We start from the raw sequence: 22,654 nt of genomic DNA on the forward strand, positions 1-22,654 counted from the left end.
GTTCTATATAGTTATCTTAATGTTTGTCTGTATTTACCTGGGGGTGTGCCGTACATTTTCTTAAAGACACGGTGGAAATATGGGTAATTACCAAAACCACAGTTTTCAGCAATATGATCGAGTGTTAGATTTGTATATTTCATTTGGTTTAGAGCGGCAGTTAGGCGGATGTCTTGAGCATATTCAATCATCGTTTTTCCTGTATGTTCTTTAAAAAGGTGAACAGATCTTGAGACACTTAAATCAACACTTTTGGCAACATCCTCAACCTTAAATGTTTCAAGCGCGTGTTCTTCAATATAACGCATCATTTCAGTAACAACATATGGACGTTCAACTGCAGAACGAGCAACCGTTTCTTGTTGAATTAACAAGCAAATTATTTTGAAAAAGTACTTAATTAACGCTTGGTTTTGCTCTGTTTTTGGTCGTCTCGTTTCTGTTGAAAGGAAGTTCCATAGCGTGGTAATTTGTTTAACTTCACTAATTTTTACGTGAAATGGCTGATTTAGTTCATTCCACCATTGTTCAATCCAGTTCCCTTTAGCAAACAGGTGGAAATCGCCACTAGGAGTACTAGGATCTATTTCTAACTGATAATAGCTTCCTGGTGGGACGAGAATGATGTCGCCATATTCAAGAGGATAATGCTGATCTTCAATTTTTGATTTCGCAAATCCTTCTGTTTGTAGTCTTAATAAAAACGAGTCATAACCTGTTTCTCTAGTTTCTTCATATCCTTGTAAGTGATAAGAAAAACCACAGTGCCCGATCCACATTTTAAAACCCCTTTAGCAAAATAGTATATGTTTTTATAAAATCATCTATATAAATTTTGTTGATATATCATTATTATATAAGTGTATAAAAAATCTATCAATCAAATTGTTTATTTATAAGCGTAAATATAAGGGGTGAGTCAAATGACACAATTAAGAGTAGGAATTATTGGCTGCGGAAATGTATTTCCAATGCATGCAGCTTCTGTCGTAGCACGTGAAGATGCAGAATTGGTAGCAGTTTGTGATATAAAGAAAGATCGTGCTGATCAAAAGGCTGAACTATATCAATGTCGAGCATACTATGACTATTTAGAAATGTTTGCTCAGGAAAATCTAGATGTGATTCATATTTGTTTACCGCATCATCTTCATGCACCTGTTGCGATTGAAGCGGCTAAGCATAAGATTCATGTGATGACTGAAAAGCCAATGGCAATTCATTATCAGGATGCTGTTGATATGATTGACGCTGCTAAGGAAGCAGGCGTCACTTTGGGGGTTATCTTCCAAAATCGATACAATCCAGGTTCACGATTAATTAAACGCATGCTTGAAAATGGTGAATTAGGGGCAATTAAGTCTGGTAAGCTCTCGGTAACTTGGGATCGTTCAGATCAGTATTACTTACAAAGCGATTGGAAAGGAACTTGGGATAAAGAAGGCGGTGGTGTCGTCATTGACCAGGCCATTCACACATTAGATTTAATGCGCTGGTTTGTCGATAGTGATTTAAAATATGTTGATGCCTCAATTAGTAATCGAGCACATGAAATTATTGAGGTTGAAGATGCGGCGGAAGGTGTTATCGCGTATCAAAATGGTGTAGTTACAGCATTCCACGCGATTAACTATTATACGTATGATGCGCCAGTTGAAATAGAGTTACATTGTGAAAATGGTATTGCTAAAATGCTTGCTGATCAAGCAACCGTTACTTTAAATAATGGCCAAACGTTTATTGCTGATAATAATCCATTAGAAACATTTACTTATGAAGACGGTGTGAAGGGTTATTGGGGCGTAAGTCATGTTAAACAGATTAATAACTTCTATGATACGTTGAGTGGAAAAGCAGTATTAGATATACCAGCAGAAGAAGCATTAAAGACACAACAAATGATTAATGCGATTTATCAATCAGGTAAAGAAAAGCGTAGAATCAATTTCAATAGAGAGAGTGATTAAGCATGAATATAGTCGTTTGGAATGAGAATCGTCACGAAAAATTAAATCCTAGAGTAGCTGAAATTTATCCAAAAGGCATTCATGGTGCGATTGCTGATTTTTTAAGTTATGCCGGTCATACAGTAACGACAGCAACTTTAGATGAACCAGATCATGGCTTGACAGATCAAGTCCTCAAAGAAGCGGACGTCCTGATTTGGTGGGGACATCTTGCGCACGATGAAGTCAAACAAGAAATAGTTGATAAAGTTCACCAACGTGTTTTAGATGGAATGGGCTTAATCGTTTTACACTCTGGTCATTTTTCAAAAATATTCAAGCAACTAATGGGAACCGGCTGTGATTTAAAATGGCGTGAAGTCGGCGAACGTGAACGTTTATGGGTAATTGACCCGACACATCCAATTGTATCTGGACTTGATTCATATTTTGAACTTGAACAAGAAGAAATGTATGGTGAGCATTTTGATGTGCCAGTTCCAGATGAATTAATTTTTGTTAGTTGGTTTGAAGGTGGAGAAGTCTTCAGAAGCGGTGTAACGTATCGACGAGGAAACGGAAAGATCTTCTATTTCCGACCAGGTCATGAAACATATCCAACATATCATAATGAAAATATTCAAAAAGTAATTAAAAACGCAGTCAATTGGGTTGTGTCATCAAAAGGACCTCAGCATCAATATGGCCAAGCTGAACCACTTGAAAATATCGTGAAAAAGGAGTCATTATCATGAAAAAGTATCGTGTAGCTGTTATCGGAGTAGGAAGTATTGCAAGAATGCGTCATTTACCTGAGTATCAGGCAAATCCGCATGTTGAGATTGTGGCTGTCTGTGATATTGTACCTGAGCGTGTAGAAGAAACTGCAGCTCAATATGGTGCAAAAGCATTTACAGATTATCAAGAATTACTTGATCAAGTTAAACCTGACATTGTTAGTGTTTGTTTACCAAACTATCTACACGCACCTGTATCAATCGCTGCATTAGAAGCAGGAGCGCACGTTCTTTGTGAAAAGCCTATGGCGACATCAGCTGAAGAAGGTGAAGCAATGATTAAGGCAGCAAAGGAAAATAATCGTAAATTAATGATCGCACATAACCAACGCTTTGTAGCTTCACACCAGAAAGCAAAAGATTTAATTGAAGCTGGAGAATTAGGTAAGATTTATAGTTTTAGAACAGCATTTGGTCATGGTGGTCCAGAAGGATGGAGCATTGATGGTAAAGATAGCTGGTTCTTTAAAAAGGATCAAGCATTTATCGGTGCAATGGGTGATTTAGGCGTCCATAAATCAGACTTAATTCGTTATATATTAGGTGAAGAATTTACTGAAGTAGCAGCAATTGTTGAAGGGAATGCAAAGACTGACTCAGACGTTGATGATAATGCCGTTTGTTTACTAAGAAGTGAGTCAGGTATCATTGGAACGTTAACTGCTAGCTGGGCTTACAATTCAAGTGAAGACAACTCAACAGTTATCTATGGTGAGAAAGCAACACTACGTCTTGAAGATGACCCAGATTATAGTCTAATTGCAAGCTATACAAACGGACAAACTGTTAAATATGAGTTAGGCCAAATTCAATCTAATGACGCTGGTGGACAGACGACTTCTCACGTGATTGATCACTTTATCGAATCAATTCAAGCAGATCGTGATCCACTCATTACAGGTGAGGAAGGACTAAAATCATTAAATATTATTCTAGCAGCTTTAGAATCTAGTGAGACAGGCAAGAGAATAAAAATTAAACAGTAAAATCATAAAGGAGGATATTTCAATGAAATTAGGTGTTTTTACCGTTCTATTTGGAGAAAAATCATTTGAAGAAATGCTTGATTATGTAAGTGATGCAGGACTAGAAGCAATTGAAATTGGGACAGGGGGTAACCCAGGTGATGCACACGCTAAGCTTGATCAACTATTAGCTAGTGAATCTGAACGTGAAGCGTATTTAGCTAAAGTTAAGGAACGTGGTTTGACGATCAGTGCATTCAGTTGTCATGATAACCCGATTTCACCGGATAAAGAATATGCTCGTAGATCAGATGAAGTTTTACGTAAAACAATTAAATTAGCTGGCCTTATGGGTGTTCCAGTTGTTAATACATTCTCTGGTACGGCAGGAGATAGTGAAAATGCTAAATATCCAAACTGGCCTGTCACACCATGGCCAAACGAATATAGTGATATTTTGAAGTGGCAATGGGAAGAAAAACTCATTCCTTACTGGAAAGAAATCAACCAACTAGCTGAAGAAAATAATGTGAAGATTGGGATTGAGCTACATGCAGGATTCCTCGTTCATACACCGTATACGATGTTAAAATTACGTGAAGCAACTGGACCGGCAATTGGAGCGAACCTTGATCCAAGTCACCTTTGGTGGCAAGGAATTGATCCTGTAGCTGCAATTAAAATTTTAGGAAAGGCAGGCGCGATTCATCACTTCCATGCTAAAGATACGTATATTGATCAAGATAATGTTAATATGTATGGCTTAACTGATATGCAACCGTACGATCATGTTCAGACACGTGCATGGACGTTCCGCTCAGTTGGATATGGTCACAGTATGCAAGTTTGGACTGACATTGTTAGCGCATTAAGAACTTATGGTTATGATTATGTTATTAGTATTGAGCATGAGGATCCGATCATGTCAGTTGAAGAAGGCTTCAAGAAAGCTGTTCAAAATTTAAAGAGTATTAATATTTCAGAAAAAGCCGCTGATATGTGGTGGGTTTAAAGTAATAAAAAGTGATCTAAAGTAAAAAGATCATATGGATCATAACTTTAACAGAAAAGACTTTCATCAGAACAAAATTGATGAAAGTCTTTTCTTTTTAAGATAGGGCCTTAATGGCATCTTGAATCGTTAAGTAAGTTTTTAAGCCGATGAGTTGATGCGTAAAATGACGTGCTTTTAATGCGAGATCAGGTCTCACACCAGTAATCACTAATTGTGTGCCGATAATTTGAGTGAGATCTTGCAGTTTTAAAAATGAATCGACAACTTCTGGTTCAATATTAAGTAGGCCGGATAAATCTAATATGAGGTAATCATTTTTATTTAAAGATAGAAAGTTTGAAATTTTCTCTGTCAATAATTCAAAGCGTCTCTGGCTAATTTTGCCTATCAATGGCAAGGCAACGATATGGTCGTCAATTGGCACAATTGGCGTTGATAGCTCCTCAAGTTCAGTTAGTGCCTCTTGTAACAGCTTTTCCTTTCGCTTTGTCTCTGTAATGTCTTTTTGAACACCGACGTAATACAATTTCCCATCAACCCACATTGGATCAATCGTGAGCTTATTCCAAAACCCCTCACCGTTTTTCTTGTAATTATAAATTTCAACTGTAATTGACTGTTCTGCTTTAATTGCTTGCTTTAAGGTATTGATTACTTTAGGATCAGTTTCTTCTCCTTGAAGTAGTCGACCATTTTTTCCGATTACTTCGTCAATCTCATAACCAGTCAAATTAGCATAACCTTTATTCGCAAATATGATTGGATGATGATCTTGGTTCGGATCTGTTATAATAAGACCAACATTTGTATGATTAAGTGCTTCTCTAAAAAATGCATCATTTAATTGTGTCACCATTGAATATATCACTCCTTAAATAATCAATAATAAGTTTTAGACTGTAAGTGATTGAGGAACACTCTAAATCAATTGTTCTCTTGAAATCTCTAATATATAATAATACACATCGTAATGATAAGGGAGATAATTATATGAGCTTGATCTATCGAGTGCATAATAAACATGCCATATCACCGGTTAAGTTAATTGTTTTATTTTATTTTTTAGCGATCATTATTTCAACTGCTCTACTAAACATGCCAATATTTTGGCGAGAAGGACAGTCGGTGACAGTATTTGATGGTCTATTTACCTCAATTAGCGCGATTAGTGTAACTGGTCTATCTGTTGTTGCCATTGATGAAGTATTCAATACAGCAGGTTATTTCGTGCTGTCTTTTATTTTTCAGCTCGGTGGTATTGGCATTATGACTTTAGGAACTGCTATCTATATGCTGATCGGTAAGAAAATAGGCATTCGCGAGCGACAACTTATATCAGTTGATCATAATCAAGCAACGCTATCTGGTCTTGTTCGATTGACAAAAAAGATTTTAAAGACAATTTTGACAATTGAACTGGTAGGTATGATTGTTCTAAGTATTTATTACCTCAATTATTTTGATACTTGGCAAGAGGCTTTATTACAAGGGTATTTTGCCTCAGTGAGTGCGACGACGAATGCGGGGTTCCACATAACAGGCACGTCACTCGCTTTATTTGCTGATGATTATTTCGTTCAATTCGTTCATATCATTTTGATGATATTAGGAGCGATCGGTTTTCCTGTCTTAATCGAGCTTCAACAATGGCTGAAGAATAGAAAAAGTGGAAATAGTCATTTTCGTTTTACAACATTTATGAAGTTAACTGTGTCAACTTACTTCATTTTACTTATTTTTGGTACAATTGTCATATTTCTATTAGAGAATAATCATATGTTTGCTAATCAACCATGGTATCAGGCTTTATTTTCAAGCTTATTTCAATCGGTTTCGACAAGGAGTGGGGGACAAGTTACAATTGATATTGCAAACTATTCTACCGCAACATTAATTATTATGGCGTTTTTAATGTTTATTGGTGCTTCGCCAAGTAGTGCGGGCGGTGGAATTAGAACGACGACTTTTGCGGTTATGTTATTAGCTGTCTATAACTATGCAAAAGGTAGACAGTCGATAAAAATATTCCGCAGAGAAATTAGTCATCAAGATACGATTCGGTCGTTTGTTGTCTTAACAACAGCTATTGCACTTACGTTTATCTCAATCTTTATTTTAGCAATCACGGAATCTCATTCAATTTTAGAAATTACCTTTGAAGTATTTTCTGCTTTTGGAACGACAGGCTTAAGCTTAGGGATTACTTCAGAGCTTTCGGTAATTGGGCGCATTGTCATTATGATGATGATGTTTATCGGAAGAATTGGCATTTTCTCATTCCTATTCTTAATCAGTAGCCCACCAACAAAAGATCGCTATAGTTATCCAAAAGCGCGAATGTTAATCGGCTAGTCGGACAAACAGAGACGTTTTCATTAGAAAACGTCTTTTCTTGTTGTTATATGTTTATTTTTATAGATAAAATCTATAGTATAGAAGATAAGAGAAATAGTTGACAAATAAGGAGGTTTTTCTCTGATATGAATGATCATCAGCTGAAAATAAATAAATTACTTAATAATATAAATAAAGTCATAATCGGAAAAGAAGATACGGTTATTTTGTCTTTAACTGCATTATTAGCACGAGGACATGTTTTACTCGAGGATATTCCAGGGGTAGGGAAAACAATGCTAGTTCGTGCATTAGCTAAATCAATGAATTGTTCTTTTAGTCGAATTCAATTTACTCCTGATTTATTACCGTCTGACGTGACAGGTGTGTCAATTTATCATCCGCAAAAGCATCAATTCGAATATAAGCCAGGTCCTATTGTTGGTGATATTATTCTAGCGGATGAGATCAATCGTACCTCTCCAAAAACGCAATCTGCTTTATTAGAGGCAATGGAAGAGAACAGTGTAACAGTAGATGGACAAACGATTGTAATTGATCATCCGTTTTTTGTTATGGCTACACAAAATCCAATCGAGTATGAAGGGACATATCCTTTGCCAGAAGCTCAGATTGATCGGTTTTTATTAAAATTAAACATGGGCTATCCAACTGAAAGTGAAGAAGTTGAGATGTTAGAGTTAACAGGAGGGGTTCATCCGATTGAAACACTGACATCTGTGGTCGATCGCCAATCGATTGTCACGATGCAAGAAGAGGTAAATCAAGTATATTTAGATCGGGTAATCCAAGCATTTATTGTCAAGATTGTTCGAACGACACGTGAACATCCGCAAGTTCATTTAGGCGTTAGTCCACGTGGGGCAATTGGTCTGATGAAAGCGGCAAAAGCGTATGCGTACATTAATGGTCGCGATTATTGTATTCCAGACGATATTATATATTTAGCACCATTTGTACTTAAGCATCGACTAATCTTAACACAATCTGCTAAATATGATGGAAGCTCACCAGAGCAAATTATTGAGTCAATTTTGGGACAAGTTGAGGTACCTGTTCGAAAGGAAATATATTAATGCGACGAGTGGTCTATTTGCTGATGAAGTTAATGATTCTCATCATTTTATCGTTAAGCTTTTTTAGCTATGCGATGTTTCAAGGTGGTTTTACTAGCTGGTTTCTATTTTATATATCTGTTCCATTCTTAGTTTATTTTCTCTGTTTTATCTTTTACCCGATTAGGGATTGGCAAGTGGAGCGCATTCTCAATGATGAAAAAATTGAAGCGGGAAATTCAATTCGAGTTACACTAAATTTCAAGCGCCGCTTACGATTTCCAATCTCATACTTAATCATTGAAGAAACTGTGCCAAAATCGTTGAGTCATGTCTTTAATCCATACCATTGGTCGGAGATATTAACACAAGGTCAATTTAATAAGCGTGATATGAATGAGCGACATCTTTTATATCCTAATTTTCGTAAGCATTTATCTTATCAGTATCAATTAACGAACTTACCTCGGGGTATACATACGATGCAATTTGTCTCGATTACCGTTTCAGATATATTTGGCTTTATTAAAAAGACAGTAGAGCTTCCTGTTCAAACAACGTTTTATGTTACACCGAAAAAAATAAATGTACAGCTGGATTTTAGTACATATAGACAAGAATTAGGCGATAAGCATGTATCGACAATGCACGCAAATCGGTCAAATCTTATTTCTGGTGCTAGACCTTATATGCCAGGAGATCGACTTTCGTCAATTCACTGGAAGGCTACAGCTAAAACAGCTTCATTGATGACTAAGGATTTTGATCAGGAATTTAATTGTGATGGTACCATTTTGTTGTTTGGTTTTAATAATCACCCAGCGTTCGAATGGAATTTATCCGTATGTCAAATGCTTTTATCAATAATGAAGCTAAAAAACTTACGCGTAGATTGTCTATTTGGAGGGGACAAATCAGTATCATTGTCAAATGGAAGCAGTCATGAGAGTTTAACTGACTTTTTTACTCAGTTAAAGGCAGGTGCGACAGAGTCAATCGTCCAATCAGTATTTGATCGTTATCAAAGCACTTATGATAAAGGAACGTTTATTGTCGTATTTACTGATCGATTGACAGATCAAATCGTTCGTCAACTTAAGCTCCTATCTACACAACAAAGAAAATTGACTATATATGTTACACGTACTCGAAATGGAAAAATGGGCGATGAGGCAAGATTAGAATTAGAATTAAGGAATGCTCGTATAAATGTCTACTCGATGTCTGAAGCAGAAATTAAGCAACAGCGAGGGGTGGTGACGATTTAATGAACCACAAGCAAGAAACAACTACTTTTAAAGTCTTGTCTACGATTATCTATTTTCTTGGTTTAGCGATGTTCTTTGAATGGGTATATTCTTTAAATCAAATTGTCGGCTTTGATTATCTCTATCTATTTATTATTTTCGCTGTGTTTTGCTTTTTCATTATGATCGTTAACCTACCAAGTTGGATAACGGCAATGATAAAAGCAGTTGTTATAATTGTGATTGTTCAACTGATATTCTTACCAGAGCCGGTTTTTGGTGATGCTTGGCGAAATTTTATTGAAAGTGAAATCCAGGTTAATTCAGCTGCAATCGTTGCTCGAAATTGGCATCAATTTACTGACTTATTTCAAACGATTATCTTCTTAATTATTATTGCGTTAGTCAGTTATTTATTGTATTTCTGGCTTGTGCAAATGAAACGAGTACTAGTTTATATTGGTCTAACTGTTTTGTATGTGACTGTAATGGATACATTTACAGATTATCAGGCCAATCAAGCGATTATTCGGCTAGCAATCCTGAGTATTTTAATACTTGCACTTAACACGTATTTAAAACGGATCACTGAAAAACAACTAACAATAAATTTGTCGAGATGGATGATTAGAGTTGGATTACCATTAACATTGACGATGGTGACGATCTTGGCAATCGGTTATTTTGCACCAAAGTCACGTCCGATTTGGCCGGATCCTGTCCCATTTATTGTTAAAGTAGGTGAGCAAATTACGGATAGCGATCAGTCTAGTCAAGGTGGAAAATTCGGTTATAGTGAAGATGATAGTCGACTTGGCGGGACATTTCAGATGGACGACACGCCAATACTTTATACTGAAACGTCGCTTGAACATTATTGGCGCATTGAATCGAAAGATTTTTATACAGGGAAGGGGTGGAAAGCGAATCATCCGATGCGATATCAAGCATACGATGCTGGGGCCTTAGAATTGACCGAGTTCAACTCTACAAATGAATTAACTCATGCAAAGGTTCAATATACAGACAAAATTAATTTTGCTAATGTCATTTATCCTTATGGGGTATCAGATATTAGTCATCCGCACGTTGATATGATGGAATATGAATCAATAACAGGGAAAATTAAATTAGCGGAGCAAGATCTTCAATTAGTCTATAATGAACCGTTTGAGCTCACGTATGCGTATCCAAATGTATCTGATGATCAACTAAGAGCAGCAAATGGAGCGATTCCGCATAAAATTGCATCACAATACTTACAACTCCCAAATACACTACCTGATCGTGTCTATCAGCTCGGATCAGAAATTGTAGAGGGAATTGAGTCACGCTATGATCGAGCAGTTGCGATTGAAAATTATTTTTCTAGTGGTCATTTCCGTTATCAGATTGAGGATGTACCTTATCCTGCTCTAGATCAAGATTATGTTGATCAATTTTTATTTGAAACACAGTATGGCTATTGTGACAATTTCTCAACGGCAATGGTCGTCTTATTAAGAACAGTTGGTATTCCAGCGAGATGGGTTAAGGGCTTTACAAGTGGTACAATTGTTGAAGATCTATCAACAGTAGATCAAGACCTATATCGTTATCAAATTACAGATAGTAATGCCCATTCATGGGTTGAGGTATATTTTCCGCAAATAGGATGGATACCATTTGAACCGACGATAGGCTTTAGTGGAAGTGAGTTTACTGATCATGACGATGCTCAAGCTGAAGTAGATGAGTTGGATGAACAAGATCAACAAACAACAGAAGAGGAACATGAGTTATTGGAAGAAGATGAATTAGACAGTGATCAGGATAGTCCTGATCATGAAGTTGATCCGCCGAGCTCATCAAAAGCTTTATTAATTTCTCCATCATTTATTATCATTATTGTGACATTAATTTTAGTGATAATGGGAATGGTTAAGTGGAAGTTAATTTTAACAAAGCTAATCTTTTTCTATCATCGACCTTTTGAAACAGCTGCTGATTTTACAAAGGCATACCGTAGCTTAATGATGTTATTAAGATTCAAGCAACTAAAGCGAAAACCAGAGCAAACACTCCATCAATTTGCGAAAGAAGTTGATAAAGTGTTGCAGATGGATTCAATGACACAATTGACGAATGAATATGCTCAACTGATTTATCGTAAAGGATATCAATTGACAGATTTAGCTAGTTTGTATGATTGTTACCAGCAACTCATTAAGCGAGTCATAACTTGACCGATAAAGTGACGATTGATAAAATAGTAACATTATTAAACCTAGCACCTCTGTATATCCTCGGTGATAAGGACCGAGAGTTTCTACCGGGAATCCGTAAAATTCCTGACTATAGAGGCAGAATAAGTGGAGATTATTCTGCCTCTGTCTTTATTGACAGAGGCTTTTGTTTTGGCTTAATGAATGTTTTCTTAAAATTTTTAGCTAGACGGAGGAGTTGGCAAGAGTGAAAACAGATAATGAACTAATTTTAGTTCTTGATTATGGCAGTCAACATAGTCAAGCGCTGACTAGAGGAATCCGGGATTTAGGTGTATACAGTGAGTTACACTCCCATCGATTAACAATTGATGAAATTAAGCAAATTAATCCGAAAGCAATCGTGTTGGCTGGTGGCCAACGAAGTGTATTTGATTCAGATCGATTGCCTATTAATGAAGGGATCTTTGATTTAGGCATTCCTGTATTAGCAATTGGTTATGCCATGCACGCACTTAATGAGCTATTCGGAGGTAAAATTGAACAATCTGATCTGCAAGAATATGCGCAAGTAGAAGTAGATGTTGCAGAAGCTGCACAGCTATTCCCTACAGCACCTGCTAAGGAAACGGTTTGGTTAAGTAAACGCGATAAAATTGATACGGTCGCTCCAGGCTTTGCCATTGAAGCGACAAATGACTCACAAGTAGTTGCCATTCGCCATCATGATAAGCCGATTTTTGCGATTCAGTTCTATCCTGAAGTACAAGAGACAACAAATGGACAAGCAATCTTGAAAAAATTCCTTCATGAAATTTGCCAGTGTGATGCTAATTGGTCAGCTGCTTATTTTGTTGAAAAGGAAATTGAGCAAATTCGTCAAACTGTTGGCGACAAGAAAGTATTACTTGCATTAAGTGGCGGTGTCGATTCATCTGTCGTAGCTGGACTTGTTCATAAGGCGATTGGTGACCAACTAACATGTATTTTTGTTGACCATGGTCTACTTCGTAAAAATGAAGGCGATTTGGTCATGAAAACATTCAAAGACGGCTTTAATATGAATATTATTAGAGTAGATGCTGAAGAAAGATTTTTAAGTAAGTTAGCTGGTGTATCTGATCCAGAACAAAAACGAAAAATAATCGGAAATGAATTTATTTACGTATTCGATGATGAAGCTGCAAAATTAAAAGATATTGAATTCCTTGCGCAAGGAACAATTTACTCTGATGTTATCGAATCAGGTACAGAAGATGGGAAAATGGTGAAGTCACACCATAACGTTGGTGGATTGCCAGAGGATATGCAATTTAAATTACTTGAGCCATTAAAGAGTTTATTTAAAGATGAAGTTCGTGCAGTTGGTATTGAGCTAGGTCTTCCGGAAACACTGGTTTGGCGTCAACCTTTCCCAGGACCAGGCTTAGGTATTCGCGTTCTTGGTGAAGTTACAAAAGAGAAACTAGAGATTGTTCGAGAAGCAGATGCGATCTTACGTGAGGAAATTGCAGGTGCAGGCCTTGATCGTCATATTTGGCAGTACTTTGCTGTTCTACCAGGTATCCAAAGCGTTGGAGTTAAGAATGGTGAAAGAACATATGATCATACGGTCGGTATTCGTGCAGTTCATTCAGTAGATGGTATGACATCAAATTGGGCACAAATCCCATGGGATGTATTAGAGAAAATCTCACAACGAATTACAAGTGAAGTTCAGAATGTTAACCGCGTCGTGTATGACGTTACAAGCAAGCCACCTTCAACGATTGAGTGGGAGTAAATCACAAAGAGCTTAAGTCCAGTTTATCAAGGGCTATAGCTCTTTTGTATTTTTTTCGGTATGTAGTAGAATAATTTTGAGGTGATTAAGGATGAAATTAGGTGTGATTAGTGATACACACGGAGGGTTAGACGATACGGTTCAAGCTTTAGAAGAATTGAAAGATGCAGGAAAAATTCTTCATATTGGTGATGTACTCTATCATGGGCCACGTAATGATCTTCCGGCAAGCTATAATCCTAAAGCATTAGCTGAGTTGCTAAAAGCACGGAATAATATTATCTATATTCGTGGTAACTGTGATGCAGATGTTGATCAGATGGTAATTGAACATGATCTGTCGAAGAAATCGGATGTGATTACTTTTGATGGATATCGTTTTTACTTAGTACATGGCTATGAGGAAACAGAGGAAGAACGAATTGAACAGGCAAAAGCGCTTGGCTGTCATGTAGTTATTTCCGGACACACCCATGTAAAAGTTCTTGAAAAGAAAGATGGAATTATTGTACTCAATCCAGGGAGTACGACCATTCCTAAAGATGGCAGTCGCTCATACGCTTACTATGAAAATGATGAAATAATTTTGTGGGATATGGATCGACATCAGGCAATAAAGAAAATCAAACTCAATCAATAGCGAATAAAGAGGCTAGGATATAACTAACCAAGAAAGTATAGAAAATGGCTCTAAACAAAAAATTGTTTAAAGCCATTTTTTATTTGTCTATTTCTATTATCACCTTTTACAAAACGCATTCAAGTTTACAGAAATACACACAAGTTTTCGAGAATACACACAAGTTCTGCGAAATGCACACAAGTTCATTGAAATGCACACAAGTTTTCAGAAATACACACAAGTTCCGCGAAATGTACACAAGTTCGCGGAAATACACACAAGTTCCGCAAAATACACACAAGTTCATTGAAATGCACACAAGTTTTTAGAAATACACACAAGTTCGGCGAAATGCACACAAGTTTTCAGAAATACACACAAGTTCCGTGAAATGCACACAAGTTCATTGAAATGCACACAAGTTTTTAGAAATACACACAAGTTCGGCGAAATGCACACAAGTTTTCGAAAATACACACAAGTTCGCGAGAATGCACACAAGTTTTCGAAAATACACACAAGTTCGCGGAAATGCACACAAGTTCCGCAAAATACACACAAGTTCCGTGAAATGTACACAAGTTTTCAGAAATGCACACAAGTTTTCGAGAATACACACAAGTTCCCATAAATACACTTAACTTCATTATTTAAAACATAATAATGTAGTGATTTTTATTTTGATTGAAAAAACATTCAAGGTCGTTGATATTTTAATTTGAGTAAAAATCCGTAGATTTCCAGGGAAATAAAAAATCAGGAAGGAGTTTATCCCTTCCTGAATTTATAGATGATTTATTTAACTAGCAATCTTTTTAATGTTTAAGTCGACATGGCTGATCGTATTTGATGCTTTTACCTTATAGCCACAATAGATAAAGAAAAGCGCAATAATTGAATAACCAATCGTATAATCAGGTGCAGCATTAAGAGCTAGTGAAGGTGCATGCATAAAGCCGACGAATGATAAAATTGTTGCAATGATAGAAAACAGGCTTGCTCGTTTAAAGTTTTTATCAATTATAGCAACCGTTATTGCACCGAGTAGAATAGCGGTAAACATCGCACCATTTCCTAATGGGACAATCCCTTCTGATATTCCAGCTACAACCTCTCCAGCACTGTTGTTGAAACGAGTCATAATATAATTAGCTAGATAAGGCAAGATTGCAATAGCAACGGCAGGATAGTATTTCCTATCATTTGAAGAGAATGATGAAACGATTAATGACATTCCTGTGAATACAAGAATTGGTGCAATTGCTGCAAGTGGAATGATTGCGGCTAATGCTGCGATAACCCCAGTAACTGCAGTAATACCAAAGACAATGGCATTAAGGATACTATAACCGCGACCTGCACCCATTTCTTTGGATCCAACAGTTGCAATATAAACTGTTGTTGGGAATGGACCACCGAATAGCGCACCAATCATTGCGCCAATACCATCTACAGCCTGACATTCCCCTACATGATATGAATCTCCAACTGCTTCCATTGCATCGACATTATTCATTGTTTCAATCGCGTTATATATTGTAATCGGAATTAATATAGCAAGTAGTCCAATTAACGGACCGAATAAATACTCCAAACCTTGAAATGCTGCTAAAGAAGGAAGAATCGGATAAAAACCAACATGCTTAAGTCCTTCTGCAATTGAATCTGGCGATTGATAGCCCATGACAAATGCAAGAATTGTACCAATAATAATAGCAAAAAGTGATGTAGGAATTTTAAAAGGCATTGTTAACTTACCAATAAAACCAACAAGGATAATGGCTAAGGAAACGAGACCGACAACAGGGATTGCGAAAGTGTTAAATAGCATTTCACCAGCAACAAATGTTAAGGCAACACCAGCAAGAGCGCCAAATAAAGCTGGACGTGGTAAAAACTTACGCACTTTATTACCAATAATACTTACTGATGCTTCAACTGCTCCGCTTAAAAATGCTGCTGCTACTGCAATTTTCCACGCAAGTTCGTGATCATTTGTAATCGCAAGCGCAGGAGCTAAAACGCCAAATAAGAAGACGAACATTACAGGGGTACTAATCCCGTATGATAGTGCTGTTACATCAGTTCTTTTTTCTTTTACTGCAAGTCTTTTAGCCATATAAGCATAATATAAATTACCAACCATTACGGCAATTGCTGAACCGGGAATAACTTTACCAAAGACAATGCTAGATGGGAAGCCCATTCCGAGCATGGTAACTGTTATGACGACAAAGTTTGCGAGGTTATTTTGAAATAAAGCAAAAAATGCGTCAGTATCTTCTTTTTTATATAAAGGGTAGTGGAATGCTTTTTTTGACATGGTTTTGCCTCTTTTCCTTAGTTTTGATTGATTAATTTTCTTCTATAAAACTGATTTGACCTGTATCAAGTGATTTAATTCGGGCAAGTGACTCAACGCGATAACCCAATTCTTCAATCTGTTTTCTACCAGGTTGAAATGATTTCTCGATTACAATTCCAACACCCGCTACTGATGCTTGAGCTTGTTTGACGATGTCGATTAAACCGAGTGCTGCTTGTCCATTTGCTAAAAAGTCATCAATGATTAGAACACAATCGCCTTCTTCAATGAAATTCTTTGAGACCGTTATGGTATTACTTTCTTTTTTAGTAAATGAATAAACTTGACTTACAAATACGTTGTCACTCATTGTTAGAGATTTCTTTTTTCGAGCAAAAACGAGTGGAATATCAAGCTCGACCGCTGTTGTAAAGCTTGGGGCAATTCCAGATGATTCAATTGTCAAAATTTTAGTAATCTGATCATTTTTAAAACGATCGGCAAATTCTTGACCTACTTGAATCATTAGTTGTGGATCGATTTGATGATTTAGAAAAGCATCTACTTTTAATACTTGATCAGATAATGCTTTTCCTCGCTCTAAAATGGCTTGCTTAAGTGATTCCAAATTGACATCCTCCTAAAAAACTAAAAAACCGAATGTATAGACCACTTCATAACTAATAAGTGATCATAACATTCGGCAATCCGAAACTAGTTCCTTCAAAATATTGAAGCAACAATGCTAATCTTCACTCATAGTCAGGCTATTTACGGTAGCCCGGTAGAAACTTGTGGTCCATATCACCACGATTATACGAGTAATAATTTTTTTATTTTTGTACAAAAGTAAGTATAAAACAATTTTGTAGATTTGTGAAGTGTTATTTTTTGATATTACGAACAAAATTACCTAATTTAATAAAAATGTTCGTATTTTAATGTTTTTCTCATACTTAAAGGATGACATAAATTATTAGTTTTCATAAATAAAAAAAGCCATGTAATAATCGAATGTTGATTATTACACGACTTCTCATAATAAAAGTATTAAAAATTACTGGACAGTAAATCCACCATCTGCAACAAATTCAGCACCTGTACAATAAGTTGATTCGTCAGAGGCTAAGAATAAGGTTAAGTTAGCAATTTCTTCAGGTTTACCTATACGTCCCATAGGAATAGAATTGTTTAGAATTTCCCTGTATTCATCAGAAAGAACGCTCAAAATAGGAGTTTCGATAAGGCCTGGATGAATCGAATTAACTCGAATATTATCTTTTGCATAGTCTAATGCAGCAGTTTTAGTCATTCCGCGGACTGCAAATTTAGATCCATTATAACCTGTTCCGCCTTGACTACCAATAATACCAGCAATCGAAGATAGGTTGATAATAGATCCGCCACCGGCTTTATCCATTAACGGCTTAACTAGCTTCATGCCATAAAATACTGAATGTTGATTAACATTTATGTTTTTCATGTAATCTTCTTCAGACATTTCATCTACGGATCCTAAGATAGAAATACCGGCATTATTGACTAAAACATCCACTTTTCCATACTTTTCATCAACTTTGTTTAGAACGTTTTTCCAATCATCGACATTTGAGACATCGTGCTTAATGAATGTCGTATTCTCGCCAAGTTCTTTAGCTAAATTTTCACCTTGATCGACTGAAATGTCAGTAATGATAACTTTAGCTCCTTCTTCAGCTAGTCGACGAACGATTGCCTCTCCAATCCCCTGTGAGCCACCTGTTACAATAACTACTTTGTCCTGTACTCTCCCCATCTCAGAAACCTCCAAATATATTTATTGTACACTTCTTAAATGTGAAACACTTCGCATAAATACAAAAGTAATTAATCAATTATAAAATTCTACTTGAGTCAATTTCATAATACAAAAATCTAGTTAAGAACACGAACAATTACAAATGAAAATACAATATAATACGTAAATAAAGAAGCCTAATCAAGTGATTGGAACGGCAGGCGGCGACTCCAGCGGGAACAATCGTGTCCGAAGATCCAGTGATAAAAGCTTGAAAAGCTTTTATCAATTAGCTGAGGCCGATCCCGCGGAAAGCGTCCGCCTAGAGTGGAAATCACCGCGTCACCTGTAACCCAATTGTTCGTGTTTTATAGCCAATTAAGTCATTATGAAATTCATTCACTTATTAATCAATATCAATAATATTATGAAAAATTATTAACCTGACAATGTGTATCTTGTTTGGTAAAATAAGAAAAAATGTAAAGTAAGTAGGTGGTTCATTTGATCTACATTGGTGTTACTGGATGGCGTGATCATCCTGAACTTTACTCAGCAGAAACTAAAAATCATCAGCGTCTATTAGAATATAGTAGTCATTTTCCAATTGTCGAGCTTGATGCGTCATACTATGCGATTCAACCAATTCGTAATATGGAAAAGTGGGTGAAAGATACACCAGAAATCTTTCGCTTTGTCGTGAAAGCTTATCAAGGCATGACAGGTCATAAGAAATCTAACGAGCCTTATCAATCGAAGACAGAGATGTTTGAACAGTTTAAAATGTCACTTCAGCCACTTATCGAGGCGAATAAATTAGGGATGGTGCTCTTTCAATTTCCACCATGGTTTAATTGTACTTTAGACCATATCGTATATTTACGTTACTGTGTTCAGAGGATGAGAGGTATTCCGATTGCGCTTGAATTGAGAAATCGTTCATGGTACAGTGCAGAAAATTATCAGCAAACAATTGATTTGATGAAGCAAGATAATTGGATTCATACAATTGTAGATGAACCACAAGTAGGAGATGGCTCGATTCCAATTGTTCCAGTAGTGACAAATACAGAGAAAACTTTAATTCGATTTCATGGTCGGAATGTATATGGTTGGAATCGTCCAAAAGATAAAGAAACCAATTGGCGTGAAGTTAGATACCTATACAAATATAATCAAGCTGAATTAACGGAATGGCGTGATCGGGTTTTGCAAATTGCCAAACAATCAAAGGATGTGTATATTCTGTTCAATAATAACTCAGGCGGAGATGCCGCTGGGAATGCGAAGACATTACAAGCAATGTTAGACATTGACTATGACGGATTATCGCCAAAACAGCTTAGTTTATTTTAATGATTAGTTAACTAATAAGTTGAGAAGTGATGCCTATAAAAGAACAAGGATCCAGTATAAACTGAACGCCTTGTTCTTTTTTGATCTACTATAATTCATAAATTAGGTATGGCTTGGTATTATTTTGCGGAAAAAGTAACCGATTAATAACGCAAGACCGTAAACAATCGTATAAAGAATCAGATATCCTATCGCAGAAGAGTTCCAAACGACAAAGCATGAGATTAGAAATAGTAGTGCCATCATGATCAAATGCAACCAATCTAAACCGAACTTGTATGTTACATAACATGTACTGAAAAACACCGTAATTGAATTAATAAAGATTAAATTAATAATCACAAGCCCGAATCCGTCGTCAATTTGCCTGATCATTATCGGCGGAAGGATAAAAAATGCCACTAAATAAAGAACAACAGGAACCCAATATTTTTTTACAAAATCCATAATCATACTCCTCTCACAGTTTAATTAAAAACCATTAGCAACAAGACATACAATAAGATTAGTAAAAACAATGTCGAACTAAGGATTACAACAAAAGACGAGTTACTTAATTTTTTAATGTGTGCCTTTTTTAAGTCACTAGCCATTTCATGTGTATTGCCGAAATATTCAATGGCTAACTCGATTGCTTCTTCATCACTAGAGCTTGTTTTACGAATTTCTTCATATGATTCTAATAAGTGACTATAGATTTCATTCCTAGCTTCTTTGCGTTCAATTGGATCAGTAATGGAACGAGCAACATGTTTAGCATACTGTTTTAACGCTCTCATCGTTTAGCCTCCCAGCACGTTATTTGTCGCTGTTTCAAGCTGACGCCACTTTGTGATAAGTTCTTTTAAAGTTTCTTTACCCTGTTCTGTAATCTGATAATATTTTCGTTTTCTCCCTGTCTCACTTTCCTGCCAGTAGCTGCTTACGTCTTTTGATTGTTCAAAGCTATGGAGAATTGGATAGAGTGTTCCTTCCTTGATTGTAACTAACCCGTCTGACTGTTGGGTAAGCTTTTTCACTAAGGCATACCCATATAAATCTTCATTACTTATTAGCTTTAGAACAAGGATCTTAAGCACACCTTTCAACATTTCGCCTTCAACCAAGTTCATCACCTAACTTCATATATTTTATTACTATATACATTGTAATACTATGTATATGCGCAGTCAATCCTTATGGTTCATAAAAGCTGGAAAATATATATGAGCTGAAATAATCGATTATGTTAAAATGAATAAAAGAATGAAATGTAGTTATATAATGGATAGTACTGTGATAGCTAACGTGGGAAGGCTTATCACTTGAGAGGGATGATCTTTTGAAACGATTCTTTTATTCGTTAATCATAGTTTTGATATTATGGTGGACATACCCACTATGGGAAGAGCCAATTCGTGAAGTCCTTCCTGTCCGTTTAAATAACTTGATTGACTCAATTAGTGAGCATACAGGGGAATTACTAGAGAAAAATGATTATCTTAAAAAGCTGCGTGGTCATCTATCATCACCTGAACTTCTGGCGCCTCACGCAAATGATCGATCGGAACAAGAAACTGATGAAAAGATCGAGCTCTTTGCCCCCAAAAGACAAACCTTTTCAATTGGGAATGTTGAATTAGGCGATACTTATGAAGAGGTGGCTAAAATATATGGTGATCCAGTTAGAGAAAGCATGAATGAATATGGATTAGCTTGGTTCACTTATCATGAGAATTATCAAAATTTTATTATGATTGCGTTTGATGATGAAGAAATTGTAAGAGGGCTATACACGAACCAAGACTTAATTTCCTCTACTTTAGGGATTAAGCTAGGAGATTCAAAAACTACCGTTAACAATATTTTAGGTGAACCTGAAGAACTGATTCACTATAGACAATTTATTTATCAAGTTGATAGTGATAATGAATATGATATCTATCAGATTGATGGTAGCTATCTCACGATATTTTATGACACTCAAGCAGATGATCAGGTGACAGCGATACAATTAATCGATCAGAAATTAGAGTTAACAAAAGAAGCGCTTTATCCGGCGCATAATGAAGCATTGAGAGAAGGCTTTGAATATCAATTATTTGATTTAACAAATGCGAGTCGTGTAAAACAAGGGCTGCCTGTATTAGAATGGGAGGAGGCGGTCCGTAAGACTGCGAGAAAGCATAGTACAGATATGGCGGAAAATGAATTCTTTAATCATACAAACTTACAAAACGAGACATTTTCCGATCGGTTAATAAATGATGGGATTAGATTCACTGTTGCTGGGGAAAATCTAGCATATGGACAATTTAGTAGTATTTTCGCTCACCAAGGATTAATGAATTCGCCAGGCCATCGGGAAAATATTCTCTATAATGATTTTACTAAGCTTGGCATAGGTGTTGATTTTAATGAAAGCAATCAACCATTTTATACGGAGAAGTTCTATGCTGATTAATGCACTTAGCACAAAATCATGATAGCGTGAGGTAGAAATAAGTTTATATTGGAGGATCGTGATGCAAGATCAAGTGAGACAACAAATTTTTAGTTTAATTGACCCTGATTATCAGAAGTTTTCAGCAAAGCTTAACCCGACAGCTTCAAATATTTTAGGTGTTCGCCTGCCGCATCTTCGTAAATTAGCAAAACAAATTGCTAAGGATGATTGGAGACGATATCTTGCGACTGCAAAGGATGATTATTTTGAAGAAGTCATGTTGCAGGGATTGGTTATCGGATCGATCAAGGCAGATATTGAAGAGATTTTATCAGAAGCGGCAAAGTTTATTCCGAAAATAAATAATTGGTCGGTTTGTGATAGCTTTTGTTCAAGTTTAAAGGTGACTAATAAGTATAAGGAACGAGTCTGGGAATTTATTCAGCCGTACATTGCTTCAGATCAAGAATATGATCTGCGATTTGCGGTTGTGATGATGTTAAACTATTACTTAGATCGTGAATATATTGATCAAGTATTGTCGATTTTAGACAGGATAAAGCATGAGGCGTATTACGTTAAGATGGCTATTGCCTGGGCAATATCGATGTGTTTTATAAAGTTTCCTGACCAGACGATCGTCTTTTTAAAAGATAACACATTAGATGATTTTACTTATCATAAAGCGTTACAAAAAATTACTGAATCGCATCGTGTCGATCAAGAGACAAAAATGCAAATTAGACAGATGAGACGAAAATAATACAAGAGATAAAAATACCTAGTACGCAATCTTTAATTG

At 36.2% G+C, this 22,654-nt stretch carries 21 protein-coding genes and 2 riboswitches; of the genes, 13 read left to right on the plus strand and 8 right to left on the minus strand.

Translation table 11 applies throughout. The annotated features are described in order from the left end of the window. Positions 1-11: 11 nt before the first annotated feature. Positions 12-779 (minus strand): helix-turn-helix domain-containing protein, encoded by a 768-nt coding sequence (locus AXY_RS02085; RefSeq protein ID WP_015009120.1) that lies wholly within the window; start codon positions 777-779, stop codon positions 12-14. 144 nt (positions 780-923) lie between these two features. On the opposite strand from AXY_RS02085, the gene AXY_RS02090 reads away from it, so the two are divergent. Genes AXY_RS02090 through AXY_RS02105 form a run of 4 tightly spaced genes read left to right on the plus strand, consistent with a single transcriptional unit; the run spans position 924 to position 4,720 of the window. Continuing rightward, positions 924-1,967, plus strand: a complete 1,044-nt coding sequence (locus AXY_RS02090; RefSeq protein WP_015009121.1) for a Gfo/Idh/MocA family protein — start codon at positions 924-926, stop codon at positions 1,965-1,967. Between the two features lie 2 nt (positions 1,968-1,969). Beyond that, positions 1,970-2,701, plus strand: a complete 732-nt coding sequence (locus tag AXY_RS02095) for a ThuA domain-containing protein (RefSeq protein ID WP_015009122.1) — start codon at positions 1,970-1,972, stop codon at positions 2,699-2,701. Continuing rightward, positions 2,698-3,729: a Gfo/Idh/MocA family protein gene (locus AXY_RS02100; protein ID WP_015009123.1), complete on the plus strand. Its 1,032-nt coding sequence runs from the start codon at positions 2,698-2,700 to the stop codon at positions 3,727-3,729. Before AXY_RS02095 ends, AXY_RS02100 begins: the two co-directional genes overlap by 4 nt. A gap of 22 nt (positions 3,730-3,751) precedes the next feature. Continuing rightward, complete coding sequence (locus AXY_RS02105; RefSeq protein WP_015009124.1) at positions 3,752-4,720, plus strand: sugar phosphate isomerase/epimerase family protein; 969 nt, start codon at positions 3,752-3,754, stop codon at positions 4,718-4,720. A gap of 97 nt (positions 4,721-4,817) precedes the next feature. Here AXY_RS02105 and AXY_RS02110 read toward each other — a convergent pair whose 3' ends face one another. Then, positions 4,818-5,579 (minus strand): PAS domain-containing protein, encoded by a 762-nt coding sequence (locus tag AXY_RS02110; RefSeq protein WP_015009125.1) that lies wholly within the window; start codon positions 5,577-5,579, stop codon positions 4,818-4,820. A gap of 134 nt (positions 5,580-5,713) precedes the next feature. On the opposite strand from AXY_RS02110, the gene AXY_RS02115 reads away from it, so the two are divergent. The 6 genes from AXY_RS02115 to yfcE all read left to right on the plus strand — a co-directional run bounded on the left by AXY_RS02115 (position 5,714) and on the right by yfcE (position 14,007). After that, positions 5,714-7,075: a TrkH family potassium uptake protein gene (locus AXY_RS02115; RefSeq protein WP_015009126.1), complete on the plus strand. Its 1,362-nt coding sequence runs from the start codon at positions 5,714-5,716 to the stop codon at positions 7,073-7,075. A 128-nt stretch (positions 7,076-7,203) separates the two neighbouring features. Beyond that, positions 7,204-8,154 carry an AAA family ATPase gene (locus AXY_RS02120; RefSeq protein WP_015009127.1) on the plus strand — a complete coding sequence of 317 codons (951 nt, stop codon included), beginning with the start codon at positions 7,204-7,206 and terminating at the stop codon, positions 8,152-8,154. Then, complete coding sequence (locus AXY_RS02125) at positions 8,154-9,401, plus strand: DUF58 domain-containing protein (protein WP_015009128.1); 1,248 nt, start codon at positions 8,154-8,156, stop codon at positions 9,399-9,401. Before AXY_RS02120 ends, AXY_RS02125 begins: the two co-directional genes overlap by 1 nt. Next, entirely contained in the window at positions 9,401-11,605 is a 2,205-nt protein-coding gene (locus AXY_RS02130; protein ID WP_015009129.1) for a transglutaminase-like domain-containing protein, read from the plus strand. The genes AXY_RS02125 and AXY_RS02130 overlap by 1 nt, the downstream gene beginning before the upstream one ends. A gap of 30 nt (positions 11,606-11,635) precedes the next feature. Beyond that, a riboswitch (purine riboswitch) is annotated at positions 11,636-11,737 on the plus strand. A 94-nt stretch (positions 11,738-11,831) separates the two neighbouring features. After that, positions 11,832-13,367, plus strand: coding sequence for a glutamine-hydrolyzing GMP synthase (gene guaA / locus AXY_RS02140; protein WP_015009131.1), 1,536 nt, complete (start codon positions 11,832-11,834; stop codon positions 13,365-13,367). A gap of 91 nt (positions 13,368-13,458) precedes the next feature. Then, on the plus strand, positions 13,459-14,007 hold the full coding sequence (gene yfcE / locus AXY_RS02145; RefSeq protein WP_015009132.1) for a phosphodiesterase: 549 nt from the start codon (positions 13,459-13,461) through the stop codon (positions 14,005-14,007). 781 nt (positions 14,008-14,788) lie between these two features. Here yfcE and AXY_RS02150 read toward each other — a convergent pair. The 3 genes from AXY_RS02150 to AXY_RS02160 all read right to left on the minus strand — a co-directional run bounded on the left by AXY_RS02150 (position 14,789) and on the right by AXY_RS02160 (position 18,089). Continuing rightward, entirely contained in the window at positions 14,789-16,312 is a 1,524-nt protein-coding gene (locus AXY_RS02150; RefSeq protein WP_015009133.1) for a uracil permease, read from the minus strand. 31 nt (positions 16,313-16,343) lie between these two features. Further along, positions 16,344-16,922: a xanthine phosphoribosyltransferase gene (locus AXY_RS02155; RefSeq protein WP_015009134.1), complete on the minus strand. Its 579-nt coding sequence runs from the start codon at positions 16,920-16,922 to the stop codon at positions 16,344-16,346. Positions 16,923-17,033: 111 nt separating this feature from the next. Beyond that, positions 17,034-17,135, minus strand: a riboswitch (purine riboswitch). Between the two features lie 216 nt (positions 17,136-17,351). After that, positions 17,352-18,089: an SDR family NAD(P)-dependent oxidoreductase gene (locus tag AXY_RS02160; RefSeq protein WP_015009135.1), complete on the minus strand. Its 738-nt coding sequence runs from the start codon at positions 18,087-18,089 to the stop codon at positions 17,352-17,354. A 486-nt stretch (positions 18,090-18,575) separates the two neighbouring features. Here AXY_RS02160 and AXY_RS02165 point away from each other — a divergent pair, with 486 nt between their 5' ends. Next, positions 18,576-19,427, plus strand: a complete 852-nt coding sequence (locus AXY_RS02165; RefSeq protein ID WP_015009136.1) for a DUF72 domain-containing protein — start codon at positions 18,576-18,578, stop codon at positions 19,425-19,427. Between the two features lie 102 nt (positions 19,428-19,529). Here the strand turns inward: AXY_RS02165 and AXY_RS02170 are convergent, their stop codons facing one another. Genes AXY_RS02170 through AXY_RS02180 form a run of 3 tightly spaced genes read right to left on the minus strand, consistent with a single transcriptional unit; the run spans position 19,530 to position 20,539 of the window. Beyond that, on the minus strand, positions 19,530-19,874 hold the full coding sequence (locus AXY_RS02170; RefSeq protein WP_015009137.1) for a hypothetical protein: 345 nt from the start codon (positions 19,872-19,874) through the stop codon (positions 19,530-19,532). 20 nt (positions 19,875-19,894) lie between these two features. Beyond that, the gene (locus AXY_RS02175; RefSeq protein ID WP_015009138.1) at positions 19,895-20,206 is read right to left on the minus strand and encodes a hypothetical protein; all 312 of its coding nucleotides are present in this window, start codon (positions 20,204-20,206) and stop codon (positions 19,895-19,897) included. Positions 20,207-20,209: 3 nt separating this feature from the next. Next, on the minus strand, positions 20,210-20,539 hold the full coding sequence (locus AXY_RS02180; protein ID WP_041450074.1) for a PadR family transcriptional regulator: 330 nt from the start codon (positions 20,537-20,539) through the stop codon (positions 20,210-20,212). A 242-nt stretch (positions 20,540-20,781) separates the two neighbouring features. On the opposite strand from AXY_RS02180, the gene AXY_RS02185 reads away from it, so the two are divergent. Continuing rightward, positions 20,782-21,870, plus strand: a complete 1,089-nt coding sequence (locus AXY_RS02185; RefSeq protein ID WP_231841360.1) for a CAP domain-containing protein — start codon at positions 20,782-20,784, stop codon at positions 21,868-21,870. 61 nt (positions 21,871-21,931) lie between these two features. After that, complete coding sequence (locus AXY_RS02190; protein ID WP_015009141.1) at positions 21,932-22,615, plus strand: DNA alkylation repair protein; 684 nt, start codon at positions 21,932-21,934, stop codon at positions 22,613-22,615. Positions 22,616-22,654: the final 39 nt, after the last annotated feature.

Origin of the sequence: Amphibacillus xylanus NBRC 15112 (assembly GCF_000307165.1) — a bacterium.
Lineage (GTDB): Bacteria > Bacillota > Bacilli > Bacillales > Amphibacillaceae > Amphibacillus > Amphibacillus xylanus.

Excerpts from the sequence above, each read along its gene's own strand:
- AXY_RS02085 (WP_015009120.1), bottom strand. The coding sequence starts at position 779 with ATGTGGATCGGGCACTGTGGTTTTTCTTATCACTTACAAGGATATGAA.
- AXY_RS02090 (WP_015009121.1), top strand. The coding sequence starts at position 924 with ATGACACAATTAAGAGTAGGAATTATTGGCTGCGGAAATGTATTTCCA.
- AXY_RS02095 (WP_015009122.1), top strand. The coding sequence starts at position 1,970 with ATGAATATAGTCGTTTGGAATGAGAATCGTCACGAAAAATTAAATCCT.
- AXY_RS02100 (WP_015009123.1), top strand. The coding sequence starts at position 2,698 with ATGAAAAAGTATCGTGTAGCTGTTATCGGAGTAGGAAGTATTGCAAGA.
- AXY_RS02105 (WP_015009124.1), top strand. The coding sequence starts at position 3,752 with ATGAAATTAGGTGTTTTTACCGTTCTATTTGGAGAAAAATCATTTGAA.
- AXY_RS02110 (WP_015009125.1), bottom strand. The coding sequence starts at position 5,579 with ATGGTGACACAATTAAATGATGCATTTTTTAGAGAAGCACTTAATCAT.
- AXY_RS02115 (WP_015009126.1), top strand. The coding sequence starts at position 5,714 with ATGAGCTTGATCTATCGAGTGCATAATAAACATGCCATATCACCGGTT.
- AXY_RS02120 (WP_015009127.1), top strand. The coding sequence starts at position 7,204 with ATGAATGATCATCAGCTGAAAATAAATAAATTACTTAATAATATAAAT.
- AXY_RS02125 (WP_015009128.1), top strand. The coding sequence starts at position 8,154 with ATGCGACGAGTGGTCTATTTGCTGATGAAGTTAATGATTCTCATCATT.
- AXY_RS02130 (WP_015009129.1), top strand. The coding sequence starts at position 9,401 with ATGAACCACAAGCAAGAAACAACTACTTTTAAAGTCTTGTCTACGATT.
- yfcE (WP_015009132.1), top strand. The coding sequence starts at position 13,459 with ATGAAATTAGGTGTGATTAGTGATACACACGGAGGGTTAGACGATACG.
- AXY_RS02150 (WP_015009133.1), bottom strand. The coding sequence starts at position 16,312 with ATGTCAAAAAAAGCATTCCACTACCCTTTATATAAAAAAGAAGATACT.
- AXY_RS02160 (WP_015009135.1), bottom strand. The coding sequence starts at position 18,089 with ATGGGGAGAGTACAGGACAAAGTAGTTATTGTAACAGGTGGCTCACAG.
- AXY_RS02170 (WP_015009137.1), bottom strand. The coding sequence starts at position 19,874 with ATGGATTTTGTAAAAAAATATTGGGTTCCTGTTGTTCTTTATTTAGTG.
- AXY_RS02175 (WP_015009138.1), bottom strand. The coding sequence starts at position 20,206 with ATGAGAGCGTTAAAACAGTATGCTAAACATGTTGCTCGTTCCATTACT.
- AXY_RS02180 (WP_041450074.1), bottom strand. The coding sequence starts at position 20,539 with ATGAACTTGGTTGAAGGCGAAATGTTGAAAGGTGTGCTTAAGATCCTT.
- AXY_RS02190 (WP_015009141.1), top strand. The coding sequence starts at position 21,932 with ATGCAAGATCAAGTGAGACAACAAATTTTTAGTTTAATTGACCCTGAT.